This is a genomic window from Candidatus Bathyarchaeota archaeon, from assembly GCA_026014745.1.
Taxonomy (GTDB): domain Archaea; phylum Thermoproteota; class Bathyarchaeia; order Bathyarchaeales; family Bathycorpusculaceae; genus Bathycorpusculum.
Genome location: JAOZHS010000001.1, coordinates 176,342 through 192,232, shown reverse-complemented (window position 1 = coordinate 192,232; position 15,891 = coordinate 176,342). Strand labels below are relative to the sequence as shown.

Genomic DNA, 15,891 nt, shown 5'->3' with positions numbered 1-15,891 from the left:
TCGTAGCGTAAATCGGCAAACCCAAACAGGAATCGTTTTGAAACCACCAAAAGCAGACAAGGGGATTGAGAGTCCGCTGGATAGTGATGCATTTTCAAATTGTAGAGTTTGTAGTCGCCGAGATACAAACCTAAAAGGTTCAAAACCAGACCAAAATTAGGCTGAGTCTAGTCTTTTGTATAGATAGCCAACAACTATTCCAAAAACGAGAAACCTTGGCACGTTAAGCAGTACTCCAATGAGGAAGTAATACGAAGCGTCGCCTGTCCTTAATGCTGAGGGAACCTCGATTACGAGCAGCAGAATCAGTAGTGCAATGAAGCTAAGGATCAACGATTTCAAGATCGGATTCTTTATTGGAATCTTGCCGTGAAATCGGACCAAGATATAGCTGATGATGCCCGCCATAATCAAGCCAATAATAAGGCCACCAACCCAGACTAATTGGATGCTGGCAATTGACTCTGCAACTCTGTAATCTGCAGCGGTGGGAGTTAAAGAAATTGCGAGGGTAGCTACCCAGAAGGCCAAGCCGCCCGCGAGAGCTAATGTTAACGTCTTCTTGTAAATCCCAGATGACATTTGGCGCTTACCTTCAGTGGGGGTTGTCATTTAATTTCTGTTCCTTCACAGCCATAATCAAAAGCCACACAGTTAGAGCAATTTCCGCAATGAAGCTGATCGCATTTCCTGGATAAGATAATATTCTGTAGTCGGGGAGAAGGAAAACCTGCAAAAACCAACTCATGTTACCGAAGAAATCAAGGATTAACAGTAAGCCTAACCATTTAGGAAGGAAGCCAGATTTATAAACTAAGTATCCAAGGGGAAGTAACCAAGCGCTAAAAAATATCTGGGCGATTGCAAACCCACTTGTGTATAAATCGAGAAATGACATTGCCATGGCTTGCAGTTGACCTGTTTGAAACGCGGTTAAGTAATTAGCGCCGCTCAAAACTTGAAGGGCAGCAAACAGATTTAGCGCATTAAGGCACTCTACAGCGACACCGCCCAAGTTTAATAACAAGAACAGCAAAGCCAGGTTTTTGTTAACCGGTTTTAACAACACGTATAACGCCCATGCCGCTAAAACGAAAAACACTGCAGATACTAGCTCGGTTACAAAACCGACCCGGAATAGCCCTTGAGAAGCCACAATATTGTTAGCTGTGACTGCTGCGTCTCCGGTCACAATAATATTTCCTCGAATATACGAGGCGAAAACAGTAGTTAAGATGAAAATGAGGTAAAAAAGCCCCGCCATTCTTGCGGTTTTACAGGGTGATAAATCTGCAAGTAAGTTTGTTGTCGTAAAGATACCTTGGCTCTTTCATTTCGCTATATAGCGCTAATAAACTTTTCTTAGCAGGGTAATCGGGCGCACCTAAAAGATTAATCAAAGCCTTTTTCTCTTGAAAAAGTAAAGTTGGCGGGCCCGCTGGGATTTGAACCCAGGACCTCCGGCTCCGCAGGCCGGTGTCATAATCCGTACTAGACGACGAGCCCACTCGGGTGTGTGCCCACAATTTTAGGGCGCAGAGAAGTAAATACTTTGCCTAAACTTAAGAATAGTGGTCGCAAACTCCACGGTTAGGTTGATTGTTTGGGAAAAGTTAGGATGAATTGGGTGCCTTTGCCGACTTTGCTCTCAAACGTGATGGTGCCGCCCATAATTTCCACCAGCCGCCGAACCACCGCTAAACCGAAACCTTGCCCTTTTGATTTGGTGGTCATAAGCGGCTGGAAAAGTTTAGGTTTAATGCTATCGGGGATGCCCACGCCCGTGTCAATCACCGCTATTGATACGGTGTCTTTTTGTTGGGTGGCTTTGATAGTGAGTTTCCCGCCGTCTGGCATGGCTTGAATAGCGTTAGTAACCAAATTAACCAAAATACGCTTCAAAAAAGTTAAGTCCAACTTTATTTTCGGGAGGCGCGCGTCGCATCGAGCCACAGCATCTATGTTACTGGGGACATAAACGGAATTTAGCAGTCGAGGGATAGTTGTGCAGAGATCCACTTCGGTAAGTTCAGGCTGCAGCGGTCGCGCATAATCTTGAAGGTCAGAGACAATCTTGTTTATGTAGTCAATTTGTTGCTGTATTGAGGTTAGGCTTTCTTGCATTCTTGATTTGCATTCGCTATCGGAAGATGTATCGACATCTTGCCGCATCAAAAACAACTCGCCCGCAATAGCCTGCAGAGGGTTGCGGATGTCATGCCCAATCATGCCAGCGGTTTGCCCAATCGCGGCTAGACGTTCCACATCACGCAGCTGTTTGGTACGTTCATCGACTAGGCGTTCGAGGTTTTTTGCGTATTCTTGAAGTTTTAGTTCGGCTTCTTTGCGCTCCGTTATGTCCTGCTCTACACCCACAACCTGTAGGGGTCTCTTGTCGGCGCCGACTTCTCTAACTACCCGCTCAGTATGCAGTACACGCACTGTGCCGTCGTCTCGGATAATGCGGTAATCAAAACTGGCAGCCGCCATTAGGTTTCCATTGAACATTTGCTGATCCATTGCTTTTCGGTCGTCAGGATGAACATACGCCAAATATTCATCCATACTCAAACCGGTGGGTCGAGGGGTTAAACCAAAAATGTAGAAAAGTTCTTCAGACCAAACCGCGCGGTCCTCCTTCACGTAGTATTCCCAGTTGCCGACATGCGCGATTTTCTGCGCCATGTTTAGGCGTTCCTCGCTTTCTTTTAGGGCCTGCTCGGTTTTAACGCGCTCCGTCACATCATCAAATATGGCTATAGCCGCAGTGACTTCACCCTGCTCATCATAGAGGGGTTTAACGCTGAGGTTTAAAATGAAACGTTGACCATCAGCGCGTTCAATAATCACGTGAGTATCCCGCACGGTTTCCCCGTTGAACAGCGCTCGATAAATGTGAAGTTCCTTTGTGGGGCTTACGCGGCCATCCATCGTTAAAATCCTTAGCGATGAAACATGTTTCTCTAAGCTGACCCCGCAGGGGTTGACGCCGTATAATTCGATGGCGCGTTTATTGGCGTAGGTTACGGTGGCGTCTGGTTTCTCAATTAGAATAACGGCTGAAGGAATGTTCTCCAGGATACTTTGAAGCCGTTCCTTATCCAAAGACACCTTGCATGTCGAAAAAACAGAACCCACATTTTCGAAGGCAAAATCGGTTTGAGCATGGGTTGAGGGTTCTATTTTGGCAGAGTGTCTTGACAACTCAACCATAAATTCCTCCAAATGAACCTACTTTGCACTTAATCATTATAAAGAAAAAGAAGAGTTAAGGGTTTTGCTAAGAACACATCCACTCAAAAAGGAAAAAGTTTAGGCGCTTTTACTTAGCACCCGTTCCAACGCCGCAACCACATTCTGCTTCCCCATAGCCAAAACGTAGGGACCAAGACGTGGACCCTGCGGCGCACCCATCAAGATGGAGTAGAGCAGCTTAAAGAACGCGGCGGGTTTTATGCCGTTGTCTTTGGCGGAGTTAAAGATGGCGTTTTGGATTTTGTCGGGGTCATCTTCAGCCTGCAGCTTTGCAACCAACTCGGTGAGGGCCTTTTTCTCTTCCGCTGTAAGTTCCACTTCGGTTTCTTTGATGTCTTCAAAGTCCGCTGTCCAATTCACCGCAAAGGTGATGCGTTGCAGCAACCCCGCATCAAGGGGCTGGTTCTTTTGGAGGTAACCGTAGCTTTGGAGCTTCTCTGCGACGTAGTCGTTTAGGCATTCTTTGGGCGCCATCTTGACCAGAAACGCCAAGAGGTTGTAGGGGACATGGATGCTGGGTTTGGCGGGGGGCTTCATGACATTGCAGTAGAGGAAAAGCCCCTTTAGGCGGAGAGCTTCTTTTTCGCTAACCTGCTTCTTACCAAAGTAAACTTCCTCAAGAGAATCAAGCTCATTCATGTATGATGGAATATCTGAGACGTCGAGGCTGCGGGTGCCAACGAACCGCTTAAGCATCAACAGCAACAAAGACTGCGGCGACCCATAACGGAACCACACCTGCGGCGTAAACACGTTACCAGCAGATTTGCTGATTTTTTTTCCGCCCTTATCAAGAAACATCTCATATTTGGCGTGGCTGGGAGGCTCAAATTTGAGGACTTCCCGACAGATGCGGTCGTTTATGCGGACTGAGTCAGCGATGTCTTTGCCGTAGGCTTCAAAGCGGATGTCAAGCGCTTTCCATCTTGCGGCAAATTCGCTTTTCCAAGTGAGTTTGCCCTCGCCGCTTTTGATGTCAACTTCACCTTCATGACCGCAACCCGGAATTTTTCTGCCGCGAATTTCTAGGCCTTCGCATTTGTAGGTTACTTTGTCGGTTTTGGGGTCAAACTTGTAGGCGCGGGTGGTGTAGAGGTGACCGCAATTTTCGCAGACTGCAAAAAACGGCAGCACTTCAGTGTAGGTTTCTTGTCCTACTTCTTCTTTGACGATTTCGCCGACTTGTTTAGCGTTAGTTAGAAGGGTACGAATTTCGTTTAGCAGTAAGCCCTTATCGTAGACTTCTTTGGCTGAGTAATACTTGTATTGGATACCACACTTGTCAAGAGCTTCCAGAAGTAGGCTACTCATGTGTTTACCGTAGCTTTCATGGCAACCAAACGGGTCAGGAATCGTGGAAACCGAGTAACCAAGATACTTCTCCAAGTTCTGCGCCATCTCTGGCGGCAACCCCGCGGGAACTTTGCGTAAGCCATCTTTATCGTCGCAGAAGGCAATCAACTCAGAATTACAATCCATATCTTTGAGGGCTAACGTGACGGCGTAGCTGCGGCTGGCGTCGCCTAAGCTGCCGATGTGGGGAAAACCTGAAGCGCCTAACCCCATTTCTGTGCGAACCCGACTCATATCGCGGTTTAGGGACTGTTCGCGTTCGATGACTTTCTTAGCCATCATGTCATACCATGTGCCGTGGCCAATTATGGTTTCTTCACTCATTAGCGTGCCTTCTGTAGAAAGTGACTGTGCAGGGGTATAGAAAAATGTTTAGAGCCAAAAAAGGCTCAAAGAGACTATTTGCGTCTTTGGGCGGCAACAATTGCCAATACAGCAACGAACACCAGCACTACTATCAGCGAGTAGAGCCAGTTGTAGCTGAAAAGGAACCATGCGCCTCCCACAGCGGCTATACAGCAGCCTATGGCTACGGTGCTGAAGGGGCTACGTTCGTACTTGATGGGTTTGCCTGCTCGGATGGCACCAAGCCCAATCATCCACAACCCAAACAGCAGCAACACGACTGGAACAATCAGGGTCCAGCCGATTAAGCTAGCCACGTAGAGCACAACGGCTACTGCGATTGTGAGGATGAGGACGCCGATGCTTAAGAGTTGGCGATTGCTTTCAGTCATCATTGGTGGTCCTATTCGATTTTGGTTCCGCATTCAGGACAGAATTTGCTGTTGGCTGGGATGGATTTGCCGCATTTGGGGCAGTTCATGGCTCCTTGCGAGGGCGGGGTAAGGTTGGTTCCGCAGTTGGGGCAGAACTTGCTGGTTGCGGGGACTTTCTCTGCGCATTTGGGGCATATGACCAGTGCCGCTGCGGGTGCTGCCTGTGGTGCGCCTGTTTGGCTCATGATTTGTGGGATAAGCACCATGCCGGCTCCGAGTGCGCCTGAGCCGCCTCCTTTGCCAAGAGACTCTGCCGCGCTCTTCATGGTTTCCATACGTAACACGTCGCCGGGTGCGGTCTGGCCAGTTTTGAGCCAGAAGAGACGTTCACGGTACTCGGGTGTGGTGTCGATACCTTCGAATCGCAGATCGGTTAGTTCGATGCCTACGCGTTTGAAGTAGTCGATGAGGCTGTTTTTGACGATGACGCTGGTTTCGTCGAGTCGGGTGAAGACGGTAACGAGGTCGTAGTGGCTGAGTTCATCGATGATTTTCTCGTTTAGGAACCCGCGTAAGAAATCGTTAACGCCCTGTGTGGTGTAAGCGTTTTGTCCGCCGACCACTTCGTTAACGAAGAGTGAGGCGTCGCCGACTTTGAACCAGAATTGCCCATAGGTCTGAAGAGGGGCGAGTTCGGTGGTCTGTGCCTTTGTTCCCCATTTGCCCGCGAACACTTTGGTGCTGATGAAGAGCACAGTGGCTTTAAACGGTTTGTTGCCTCCAAAGCCTACAAGTCTTGTAAGTAAGCTGGTGAGCAGGGGCAAATTCAGGGTGGTCAGCGTGTGTCTGCCCGCGCCGAATACGTCGTAGGCTTTGCCGTCGCGGAAGAACACCGCCATCTCGTATTCGTGGACGATTAACTGTGCGCCCCATGTGATGTCTTCGTTGGGGTAGCGCCAGACAATATCTTCAGAACCTACATTGGTCCATTCTATTACTTGTGGCATTATGCAGTCACTCCTATGATGATTTCTGATCGTTTATCAAAGGCATCCTCGAAGAGTTCAAACTTGTCGGCTATGGCTTGGATTTTGTCTTTGAGGTTACCATAGTCACCGCTCAACAGTTGGGTTTTGAGGGCATCGATGCTGTCGGATAGGGTGCTGACGCTTTCTAAGAGCTGGTTATCGTAGGCAATCATGCGGTCAAGGTTTTCCTCTTTGATTTTAACGACATCAAAGAAGCCGCTGTACCCATAAGAAGCGTGGTTGACTTTCTCGGTTATGCGGTCCATCTTGGCGTTTAAGCGGTCGATGTCGGGCAGGATGTCGAGGTAGCGTTTGTCCGCGATTTTTTGGGCGATGCTGCGGACGTTATCTTTATCTTTGGATAACTTGAGGTGAAGGTGATTTCGGATGAGTTTATCAGATTCTCGCCGCAGTTCTTTCTCTTTGTATCCACGGAAACCGGGAAGCGCCGCGGCTATGCGCTCAGAGAGCCTCATTTGGCTTTTCGCTTGGGCATACACATCTTTATTTTCGCTCATTTCGAATTTCCCCTATTTTTTGCATTCCGTTATAGAAATGCGCTTGCTTTTAAAGGTTATTCAAGTCAGCTAAAATTTGCCAGAAGGGATATCGCCCCTCAAAACCATGCCCACTGCACCATCAACAAGCATCTGATAGGCGCTGCCTCTATACTCATAGCGTATGAACCAGACAGGCGCATGCAAATACACCATCTGCTTGAGGTTCACCGATGTTGCAGCATCTACCACACGGTCGATGTCTTGCTCAAGCAAAAACCGATGATGAGCATCAATCTGTTGGCGAGCAATTTCGACAGCTTGGTCGCGTTCCATTTCGCTGTTTAGCAGCTTGGCGAAGCCTTCGATTTTGCGAAAATCATAGGGAACCTTGCCCGAGAGAGGCACATCATATTCACGGGTGGGAAAATCAGAAGCTGCCCGCGCCAACACAAGCCAGTTGTATTCTTTTTTGATTTCGCCTTCCTTAACAATCGGGGGCGCAATCCGCTCAAAGATGCCCTTGTATTTGGTTGAGGCTTCAACGGTGACAACCCAGAAGGGAAGGTAAGTGAGGGTTTTTTCGGATATTTTGGATTTTTTGGCGAAGTCGCCAGGTTTCATAAATCCCGAACGCATCCAGTCACGGATGAGATTATCCATCTGCTCTGGAGTGTAGACGTTAAGAAGAAGAGAATGTTCGAAGTTGAAGGCTTGACCCGTTTCGATGACGGTGGTGAAGCCGCAGTATTTGCAGGTAGCTATGATTTCGCCCGGCTTGAATTCGACGGGGGCACCGCAGTGGGAACAACGGATTGCCTTAGCTACCGCCGTCATGCTACTTTGCCTTCAGCAGCTTTTCTCGTTTTAGGATTTCTCTAGCCACGATAACGCCTGAAGCTGAAGCTTGAATGAGTCCGCGTGTGACGCCTGCGCCGTCGCCGATGGTGAACATGTTTTGGATTTTGGTTTCCAAGGCGTCGTTAAGTTGGAGGTGGCTGCTGTAGAATTTGACTTCGACACCGTAGAGTAGCGTGTCACGTGAGTGGACGCCGGGGGCGATTACGTCGAGGGCTTGGAGAATTTCACGTATGTCAGATAAATATCGGTAAGGCAAGACGAAACTTAAGTCACCGGGCGTGGCATTCTTGAGGGTTGGTTGAACTACACTTCGTGCTAGCCGTTCAGGGGTTGAGCGTCTGCCTGCAGTTAAGTCGCCTAAACGTTGAACCATGACTCCGCCGCTAAGCAGGTTGCTGAGTCGCGCGATGTATTTGCCATAAGCGATGGGTTCTTTGAAGGGTTCAGTGAAGGAGGTGCTGACCAGTATAGCGAAGTTTGTGTTGCTAGTCTTGCTTTCAGCTTGGCTTCCGCCGTTAACAGTTAAGACGCCATCGTAGGATTCGGTTGTAACTTCGCCGTAGGGTGAAACACAGAATGTGCGAACTTGGTCATCGAATTGCCGTGAATAATAGATCAGTTTAGGTTCATAGAGAACTTTGGTGAGTCTCTCCATAACAGACGCCAAAACTTCCACACGAACGCCGATGTCGACGGGGTTGTTAACTGTTTTTAACCCGCGAATTTGGGCTTCGGTCTGGAGCCATTCTGCTCCGCCTCTGCCGGGGGCAATAATGACGTATTTGGCGTAGTATTTGTCGCCGTTTGTGGTTTCAACGCCTTGGATAACGTGGTTTTCAGCGATTAAGCCTTTAACGTCTGTTTTGGGTTTGAAGGTTATTTTGCCCTCGAGCGCTTTGAACATGCGTTTTAGGACTTCGAGGCATTTGTCGGTGCCCATGTGGCGGACTTCTTGCTTGATGAGTTTTAATCCTGCAAGGGAGGCTTCTTTTTCTATTTTTTCAACTTCCTCATTTACGGTGCCATATACGGTTTCGCTTGCGCCGAATTTGAGGTAGATTTCGTCGCAGTATTTGACTAAATCAGCTAATTCTTTGTGTGAGACATACTGGTTTAGCCAGCCGCCGACTTCGGTGGATAAGGTGAGTTTGCCGTCACTGTAGGCGCCTGCTCCGCCCCAGCCGGAAAGAATAGCGCAAGGTTCACAATGGACACATTCAAAGCCTCGTTTAGAGGGGCATTTGCGTTTGTCGATTTCTTGCCCTCTATCTAGGACGAGTACGTTTAGGTTTGTGTTCTGGGTTAATTCTAATGCTGAGAATATGCCTGCGGGGCCTGCGCCTACAATTATCACATCATATTTCAAAGGAAATCTCTCCCCTGGAACCCTGAATTACATATAACAGGTGCAATATATTTGTTAGTGCCCCCAAGCTTGAGTGAAACGGGCGGATATCGTGTGTATTTTTAAGATATATCTGATAAACATTTATTACAACAAACCGACACAGTCAAAAGAAGAACACAAATGGCAACAAAACCCGACAACATAGACGAGTTACTCAGCGATTTTAGCCGCTTCTACATACTCACCATACTCTACGAAGGCCCCGTCCACGGATATAGCATAATCAGCCAATTCAAACGACGCGTCAAAAAAGAAATCAGCCCCAGCCTCGTCTACCCCTTCCTACAGCAACTTGAAGAAAAAGGACTCGTTACCCACACCGAAAAACCCGTCGGCGAAAAAGAACGCAAAATCTTCGAGCTAACCCCTGCAGGCAGAGAACTCTGCACAGGTCTCTTCAAACGCTTCGCCGAGCTGGTAACCATAGCCATTGAACCCAGCCTTGACGTCTGTGCACATTGCGGCTGTAAAGTTTACGAAGGCGCCTACCGCGAAGTCATAGACGGCGTAGAGATGGCGTTTTGCTGCATACATTGTGCCAAGTCATACAAAGAATGCAAAAAAGCAGCCAAACAAAAATAACAGCCAATCTGATATTCCCTTACAAATCATAGCAAGCAACTAAATTTAGAAAGAAAACAGTAGCCGTATGTCGGCTTAATCTTTTATGGCTTCTATGAAGCTCATAACGTTCCAGAGTTTAACTCTGGTGTAGGGTGGCATGTTAGGGTCTTGGAGAATCTCGTCTAGGAGCGCAACCGCGTTAGAAGCCTTCACTGCGGCGGTGTATTCGGTGCCTTGCAGAGCGTTCATGGCGTCTTTGGCGCTTCGCCGAATGTTACGTGGAGTCGTGCTATCTTCAGAAACTTCGCCCAGCACAACTAAAGCCTGCTTAATTTTAGCTTCGTATTCTTCAGCTTTCTTTTTCCGAACCATAAATAATTCCCCTTCCACTGATGAGGCAGTGAGCAGTTATATAAGCATTGACACGTATTTACTTTGGGGTCTTATATGCAACCAGACAAACAGAACACTCCCATCAAACGTATGGCTGAATTACTGCGGCAAGGCGCCACCCTAACCGACCTCTCCTGCCCGGTCTGCGCGTCCCCCCTATTCCGACTAAAAAACGGCACCCTATGGTGCGCTAAAGACGAGAAAAAAGTCATCATCGTCAAAGAAGGCGAAGAACCACCCAAACAAGCCGCCAACCCAACCGCCGCCTCTAATGGACCATACGATAAACTCGAAGCCACTCTAATGGCCAAAGTAGCTGATTTGCAGGCTCGCATAGAAAAAACCGAGGACATAGACGAAATCCAAAAACTCACCTTGGCTCTAAGCGAGCTACTTAACAGTCTGGATAAAATTAAAAAAATGAAAACCTGAAGCGACCCCTTTGACGCTGGGTTATTATCAAAACTTTCCCCAAAACATCCACCACATTGATAAATTCAAAACTACCCTGTCCAGTCGTCAACTTCAGCAAAAACTAATCCAAGTTCTCCAAGAGGTTAATCGTAGAGAGTTTAGTTTTGAAGAAGTCGCAAACCCCACCCTCCCCGAGGGTAGAGTAATTTTTGAGTTTGGCATAGCAGAAGAGGATGCCTTCACCTTTATCGATGCTGAAGAACTCAAAAAAGCCCTCGAAACAATAAATAAAACCCGCATGGGCAGTTTGGATTTTTTCTGCTCCATACGTTACTATAAAGTAAACGGGGACAAGAAGAAGGCGTTAAAGTTTGATTATTACATGTTGCGAACGGGGTTTGGTAAGGAAACCTTTGAGGTGCAGGTGTTTCATGAGCGTGGGCCACGTTATCTTTCGCCGCAGGAATTGGTTGAAATTATTGTAAATTTTGTCAACTCATCATCCAAACGAAAAATTCTCAAAGAAACAGCCCCCGACAGCGCTATATAAACTGTAAATGCGGATATTGTGGTTATAGCCGAAAGTTATATCTGTCCCATAATGTACCTAAGAAAAGAACCAATTTATCCTTTAAAATCCAAAAGGAGCCAAATTAGGCATGTTACCGATTGAAGTGACCTCACTTAAAAAAGCGTATGGCAGCCTCAAAGCAGTTGACGGCATCAGCTTCGACGTCAAAGAAGGCGAAGTCTTCGGGCTACTGGGACCTAACGGCGCAGGCAAAACCACAACCATCGAAATCATGGAAGGACTGCGTGAACGCGACGCCGGAGACGTCAAAATCCTCGGCTTCGACCCCTGGAAAAATGGGTATGCGCTACACAAAAAAATCGGCGTCATCCCCCAGAACTTCACGTTCTTCGAAAAGACAACGCCCAGAGAAGCCATCAACTACTACGCAAGTCTATTTGACACCAAAGTTGACGCAGACCAGATTCTGCGAGAGGTTCTTTTAGAAGATATGGCAAACACAAACTTTGAAAACCTCTCCGGCGGGCAAAAACAAAAAACAGGTCTTGCCCTCTCACTGGTTAACTCGCCAGAGTTGCTCTTTCTTGACGAACCAACCACAGGCTTGGACCCTAATGCGCGACGCGCCATCTGGGAAGTCATCCGCCGCCTTAAAGCCAAAGGCAAAACCATCATCTTAACCACCCACTACTTAGACGAAGCCCAACAACTAAGCGACAGAGTTGCAATCATGGATCACGGCCACATCGTTGCTATGGGGACCACCGAAGAGATCATCCAGAAACATGGCTCAGGCGAACGCCTAGAAATACAGGGCGACCAAAAATTAGCTGACTACATAAAAGCTAACACGGAATTACAGGTAGACTTCGACGCAGCTAAAGAAGTAATCACAATTCCCCTCAAAAAGAGAATTGATGCTTTAGCAGCGTTAGCAGCGGCAGAGCAGTCTGGAATGGATTGGGGCAACATTCAAACTCGAATGGATAGCCTCGACGACGTTTTCATAAAACTCGTCAGCGAACCCCTTGGCGAATCGTCAGAAGAGATGCCAACAGAGGAAAACAAAAGTAAAAAACGGAGGCGCTAAATATGGCAAATCCAAAACGCATATTTGCAGACTTTAAAGTATTCAGTGTCGGATATCTACGTAACAAATTCGGATTATTCTTCGGGTTAATTTTCCCAGTAATCTTGATTTTGATTTTCGGCGCCATCTTTTCAGGCGGCAGCTCCGGAACCGTAAATGTCTATGTACAAAACCAAGATACGGGTCCATTTGCGGTGCCTCAGATGGATATTGGCTCCCAATTTCTATCGGCACTTAACGAATCAAGCACTATCAGAGTGATAACGGTTAATGCTTCAGAGAATTTTGCTGATTACTTAGCCTCGCATTCGGCATCGGATGGCATAGTTATACCTGCACATTTCTCAGCGGACTATATTGCTGGAAACAAAGTGAACATTACAGTTTATGGCAACCCAGCCTCGAGCACCAGTGGCATAGTCAGCGGAACCGTTAGTGGATACGCCAACTACTTCAACCTGCAAAGATACAACGGAACCAACGTCATTGGCATGACCACCGCCACCGTCAACACCCAACAAACCAATTACGTCGACTTCCTTATCCCAGGCTTAATCGGTTTCTCCATCCTAACCAGCCCAATGTTCTCCCTAGTCAACATATCCTCGGAATACAAGAAGAACAAGCTCTTCAAACAGCTCTCCCTGACCCCACTAACCAAGATGGAGTGGTTAACTTCCAAAGTCATCTGGTACATCGTGCTCACAATTGCAGGGTTCCTTTTGATGGTCGGCGTCGGCATCTTAGTCTTCGGCGCCCACGTTACCCTATCACCATGGTTAATACCCTTCTTGGTTTTGGGTCCAATGCTCTTTGCAGCGTTAGGTATGCTGGTCGGCACAGTAACCAAGAGTCCTGAAACAGCAGGCGTCATCGGCAACATCGTCACATTCCCCATGATGTTCTTGGCAGGCACGTTTTTCCCCATCAGCAGCATGCCCGAGTACCTGCAAGCCTTCGCCCACGTACTGCCATTATTCTACGTGACTGAAGGCTTAAACAACGTCATGGTGTACAACAACATACCAAACGCAATCTTTGACATTGTTGTCCTTGCAGTCATAACGGTGGTTATCTTCACTTTGGCAGTTAAACTGTTTAAGTGGAGAGAAGACTAAACCGCCACCCCCCTTCTTCTCTTCTTTTTGTAAATATTAGAAATATGTAGCCTAAAGAATGCAGATAGGTTTACGGCACAAAACTCTCAGCAGTTTTAAGTAAGCCCAGAACCCGCTCATACAAATCCTGTGCCACAACCTCTCTTGAACGGTCCCCGTCAACACAAATCAACTCGCCTTTCTCCACATACTGCATATAGATTTCGCGGACTTTCTGCTGAGTCTCCAACGTTTCCATCACTGATTTACGCCGTTGCAATCGCTCAAGCACACGTTCCGCAGGCACATCCAAAAGCACACTAAAATCCGGCTGCAAAGCCCTAGCATTGATGGTTTTTATCCAATCTAAACTCAGCCCTGCACTACCCTGATAAGCCAACGACGAGTAAAGGTAGCGGTCGCAAATCACAAGTTTACCCTCCTCTAATGCAGGCTTGATTTCGTTATACATGTGTTCAATGCGGTCTGCGGCGAAGAGAAGGGCTTCGGCTTCTGTGGGAAGACGCTGTTGTTCATAGAGGCAGCATTCGCGAATGAAGGTGCCCGTCTTGCCGTAACTTGGCTCAGCAGTGAGGAAAATTGGGTAGTTTGGAGCTAATTTTTTGGCCAGCAACTGAGCTTGGGTGGTTTTTCCGCTTCCATCCAAGCCTTCGATAACCAGAAAAACGCCTTTTTTTGCCGTGTCCGTCTACTCCTTGGGTTTAGCGTTACACATTAATGGAAGTTACCTAAATATAGCTTACAACGAGGTTTGGTTGTGCCGAAAGCTTACTGGGGAGAAATCAAAGACCCCGTCCATGGATATGTCTACGTTACGGATGCAGAAAAAATCATCATTGACTCCTACCCCATGCAGCGGCTACGTAGACTCCGCCAACTGGCAGGCTCAGAATACGTGTACCCCGGCGCCAACCATACGCGCTTCGAACACAGCTTAGGCGTCATGTATCTTGCAGGTCAAGTGCTGGTTAACCCCAACATCTCCCGCGTAGTCAACGACGAAGAAGTGGATGTCTGCCGCATCGCCGCCCTACTTCATGACTGTGGACATGGTCCCTTCTCCCACGTGTTTGAGCATCTGTTAATAAAAAACCTTGAAAAAACCCATGAAGACCTAACCGCATGGATTATTGAGAAAAGTGAATTAGCCGACAAACTCTCCAAAAGAGGCTTTGACCCCCGACAAGTCGCCGCCTTAGCGGTAGGCAAGTTACATAAGCCAAGCAGGGCGTTTTTGGACCAAATCATCAGCAGCGCAGTGGATGTGGATAAACAGGACTACATTATGCGCGACACTTACCACACGGGTGCAGAGTATGGCTTCATAGATGTTTACCGCCTAATCCATGCACTTGACATTTTAGGTGAGAACTTGGCAGTAGAGTTGGGGGCGCTCTCAGCACTAGAGGCATTCATGATTGCCCGTATTGAATCGTTCAAAAGCATCTATTTCCATCGTGTGGGAAGAGCTGCCCAAATTATGCTAGCCGCCGCCATGGAGAAAGCCAACAACGAACTCAACTTAACCAGCTTTACAACCCCCGAAGAATACCTGGAGCTGGACGATTACACGGTGTGGACTGCACTCAAAAGATGCAAAGCCTCCCAAGAAATCATAAACAACCTTGAAAACCGCCGCATGCTCAAATGCGCCTACGAACGTACCTTCTACGAAAAAGACACCCTGAGTTCAAACTTATTTGGACGAGAATCCTACCGCCGGCAGATACAGAGCGAAATCGCCAAAGAAGCCCAAGTAGACCTTGACGCAGTCATAATTGATGTACCAACTGTCGCGTCGGTACCTTACCATCACGCGGTACTCATGGAATCCATGGAGATCCCCGTGTTCACGCGGCGCCAAGCAGGAGAAAAAATGCTCCAACGCCTCAGTGAAAGCTCAAAGATTATTGAAACCCTCAAGGGCTTCATGAACATCCTACGAGTATACACCGACCAGACCCACCGCGCCGAAGTAGAGAAAGCAACCGCCAAAATCTTAGGAAAAATCCCTTCAGCAACAAAAATCTCTTTTTAGAGCTGCAAAGCTGTTTCTTAAATACTAGGTGTTGCTTAAGAACCAAACAACAAACGTTTACAGGGAAGCGTGTAAAGTGTCCAAGGAACCCCAAACTCAAGGGAACACAAGCGATAAGGGCATAATTAGCGTGCGAATAAAAAGCAAACCCGAACCAAAAAACGAACCGCAGGCAGAGCCCCTGTTTTCAGACCAAGACGTCCGCAAATACGTCAGCGAGTTTGTGGCATCATGGATACGTGGCGACATCATTATCCGATTTCCCACCGCGGCTGAACTATCCAAGAAAACTCCGCTAAGCATAGCCTTCCCAACCGACCCCTCAGTTAATGCAGAACTAAAAATAAAAGAGCACTACATCGAGTTGCTCTCAATTGTTGCAGGAATCAAATCTGCCTCAGCTAGAGAACAAGAAGAAGCCGTTAAAGAGGTTTTCAAGATGCTTTTGATGTTCCGCTCAGCGAACCGCATTGAGGGCAGGATAATCTCGAATGATTTGGATAAAAGAGTGCAGCAACTTGAGAAAAGTTCGGAGTCAACGGGCAAGCTTGTTGAGCAGATAACGGAGTTTTTGTTTACTAAAAAACCTAAGAAAACACCCAAAAAGTAACGCTCCGCCGA

General features: G+C 47.5%; 17 protein-coding genes, 1 tRNA gene and 1 pseudogene. 7 read left to right on the top strand and 12 right to left on the bottom strand.

Going from position 1 to position 15,891, the window contains the following annotated elements; translation table 11 throughout:
* Window positions 1-156 precede the first annotated feature (156 nt).
* The 10 genes from NWE92_01020 to NWE92_00975 all read right to left on the bottom strand — a co-directional run bounded on the left by NWE92_01020 (window position 157) and on the right by NWE92_00975 (window position 9,079).
* Window positions 157-582 (bottom strand): hypothetical protein, encoded by a 426-nt coding sequence (locus tag NWE92_01020; protein MCW4028215.1) that lies wholly within the window; start codon window positions 580-582, stop codon window positions 157-159.
* Window positions 583-595: 13 nt separating this feature from the next.
* Window positions 596-1,264 (bottom strand): DUF4386 domain-containing protein, encoded by a 669-nt coding sequence (locus NWE92_01015; GenBank protein MCW4028214.1) that lies wholly within the window; start codon window positions 1,262-1,264, stop codon window positions 596-598.
* A gap of 163 nt (window positions 1,265-1,427) precedes the next feature.
* A tRNA-Arg gene (locus NWE92_01010) sits at window positions 1,428-1,506 on the bottom strand.
* 84 nt (window positions 1,507-1,590) lie between these two features.
* The gene (locus NWE92_01005; protein ID MCW4028213.1) at window positions 1,591-3,213 is read right to left on the bottom strand and encodes an ATP-binding protein; all 1,623 of its coding nucleotides are present in this window, start codon (window positions 3,211-3,213) and stop codon (window positions 1,591-1,593) included.
* A gap of 99 nt (window positions 3,214-3,312) precedes the next feature.
* Window positions 3,313-4,932 (bottom strand): lysine--tRNA ligase, encoded by a 1,620-nt coding sequence (lysS, locus tag NWE92_01000; GenBank protein MCW4028212.1) that lies wholly within the window; start codon window positions 4,930-4,932, stop codon window positions 3,313-3,315.
* Between the two features lie 74 nt (window positions 4,933-5,006).
* Window positions 5,007-5,348 carry a hypothetical protein gene (locus tag NWE92_00995; GenBank protein ID MCW4028211.1) on the bottom strand — a complete coding sequence of 114 codons (342 nt, stop codon included), beginning with the start codon at window positions 5,346-5,348 and terminating at the stop codon, window positions 5,007-5,009.
* Between the two features lie 8 nt (window positions 5,349-5,356).
* Window positions 5,357-6,334: an SPFH domain-containing protein gene (locus tag NWE92_00990; GenBank protein MCW4028210.1), complete on the bottom strand. Its 978-nt coding sequence runs from the start codon at window positions 6,332-6,334 to the stop codon at window positions 5,357-5,359.
* Window positions 6,334-6,873, bottom strand: coding sequence for a hypothetical protein (locus NWE92_00985; protein ID MCW4028209.1), 540 nt, complete (start codon window positions 6,871-6,873; stop codon window positions 6,334-6,336). Before NWE92_00985 ends, NWE92_00990 begins: the two co-directional genes overlap by 1 nt.
* Window positions 6,874-6,942: 69 nt before the next feature.
* On the bottom strand, window positions 6,943-7,689 hold the full coding sequence (locus tag NWE92_00980; protein ID MCW4028208.1) for a hypothetical protein: 747 nt from the start codon (window positions 7,687-7,689) through the stop codon (window positions 6,943-6,945).
* Window position 7,690: 1 nt separating this feature from the next.
* On the bottom strand, window positions 7,691-9,079 hold the full coding sequence (locus NWE92_00975; protein MCW4028207.1) for an NAD(P)/FAD-dependent oxidoreductase: 1,389 nt from the start codon (window positions 9,077-9,079) through the stop codon (window positions 7,691-7,693).
* A 162-nt stretch (window positions 9,080-9,241) separates the two neighbouring features.
* Between NWE92_00975 and NWE92_00970 the strand changes: the two genes are divergently transcribed.
* Window positions 9,242-9,703: a PadR family transcriptional regulator gene (locus tag NWE92_00970; protein ID MCW4028206.1), complete on the top strand. Its 462-nt coding sequence runs from the start codon at window positions 9,242-9,244 to the stop codon at window positions 9,701-9,703.
* A 75-nt stretch (window positions 9,704-9,778) separates the two neighbouring features.
* On the opposite strand, the gene NWE92_00965 is transcribed toward NWE92_00970, so the two are convergent.
* Entirely contained in the window at window positions 9,779-10,057 is a 279-nt protein-coding gene (locus tag NWE92_00965; protein ID MCW4028205.1) for a UPF0147 family protein, read from the bottom strand.
* 75 nt (window positions 10,058-10,132) lie between these two features.
* On the opposite strand from NWE92_00965, the gene NWE92_00960 reads away from it, so the two are divergent.
* The 4 genes from NWE92_00960 (at window position 10,133) to NWE92_00945 (ending at window position 13,232) form a co-directional block, all read left to right on the top strand.
* Complete coding sequence (locus tag NWE92_00960; GenBank protein MCW4028204.1) at window positions 10,133-10,510, top strand: hypothetical protein; 378 nt, start codon at window positions 10,133-10,135, stop codon at window positions 10,508-10,510.
* A 10-nt stretch (window positions 10,511-10,520) separates the two neighbouring features.
* Entirely contained in the window at window positions 10,521-11,042 is a 522-nt protein-coding gene (locus NWE92_00955; protein MCW4028203.1) for a hypothetical protein, read from the top strand.
* Between the two features lie 124 nt (window positions 11,043-11,166).
* A complete protein-coding gene (locus NWE92_00950; protein MCW4028202.1) occupies window positions 11,167-12,114 on the top strand; it encodes an ABC transporter ATP-binding protein in 948 nt (315 codons plus the stop codon).
* A gap of 2 nt (window positions 12,115-12,116) precedes the next feature.
* The gene (locus tag NWE92_00945) at window positions 12,117-13,232 is read left to right on the top strand and encodes an ABC transporter permease (protein ID MCW4028201.1); all 1,116 of its coding nucleotides are present in this window, start codon (window positions 12,117-12,119) and stop codon (window positions 13,230-13,232) included.
* A gap of 70 nt (window positions 13,233-13,302) precedes the next feature.
* Here the strand turns inward: NWE92_00945 and tmk are convergent.
* Window positions 13,303-13,896: pseudogene (gene tmk / locus NWE92_00940) on the bottom strand (dTMP kinase).
* Window positions 13,897-13,989: 93 nt separating this feature from the next.
* Between tmk and NWE92_00935 the strand changes: the two are divergent.
* Together NWE92_00935 and NWE92_00930 are read left to right on the top strand one after the other, a co-directional pair.
* On the top strand, window positions 13,990-15,270 hold the full coding sequence (locus tag NWE92_00935; GenBank protein ID MCW4028200.1) for an HD domain-containing protein: 1,281 nt from the start codon (window positions 13,990-13,992) through the stop codon (window positions 15,268-15,270).
* 76 nt (window positions 15,271-15,346) lie between these two features.
* Window positions 15,347-15,880, top strand: coding sequence for a hypothetical protein (locus NWE92_00930; GenBank protein MCW4028199.1), 534 nt, complete (start codon window positions 15,347-15,349; stop codon window positions 15,878-15,880).
* Window positions 15,881-15,891 lie beyond the last annotated feature (11 nt).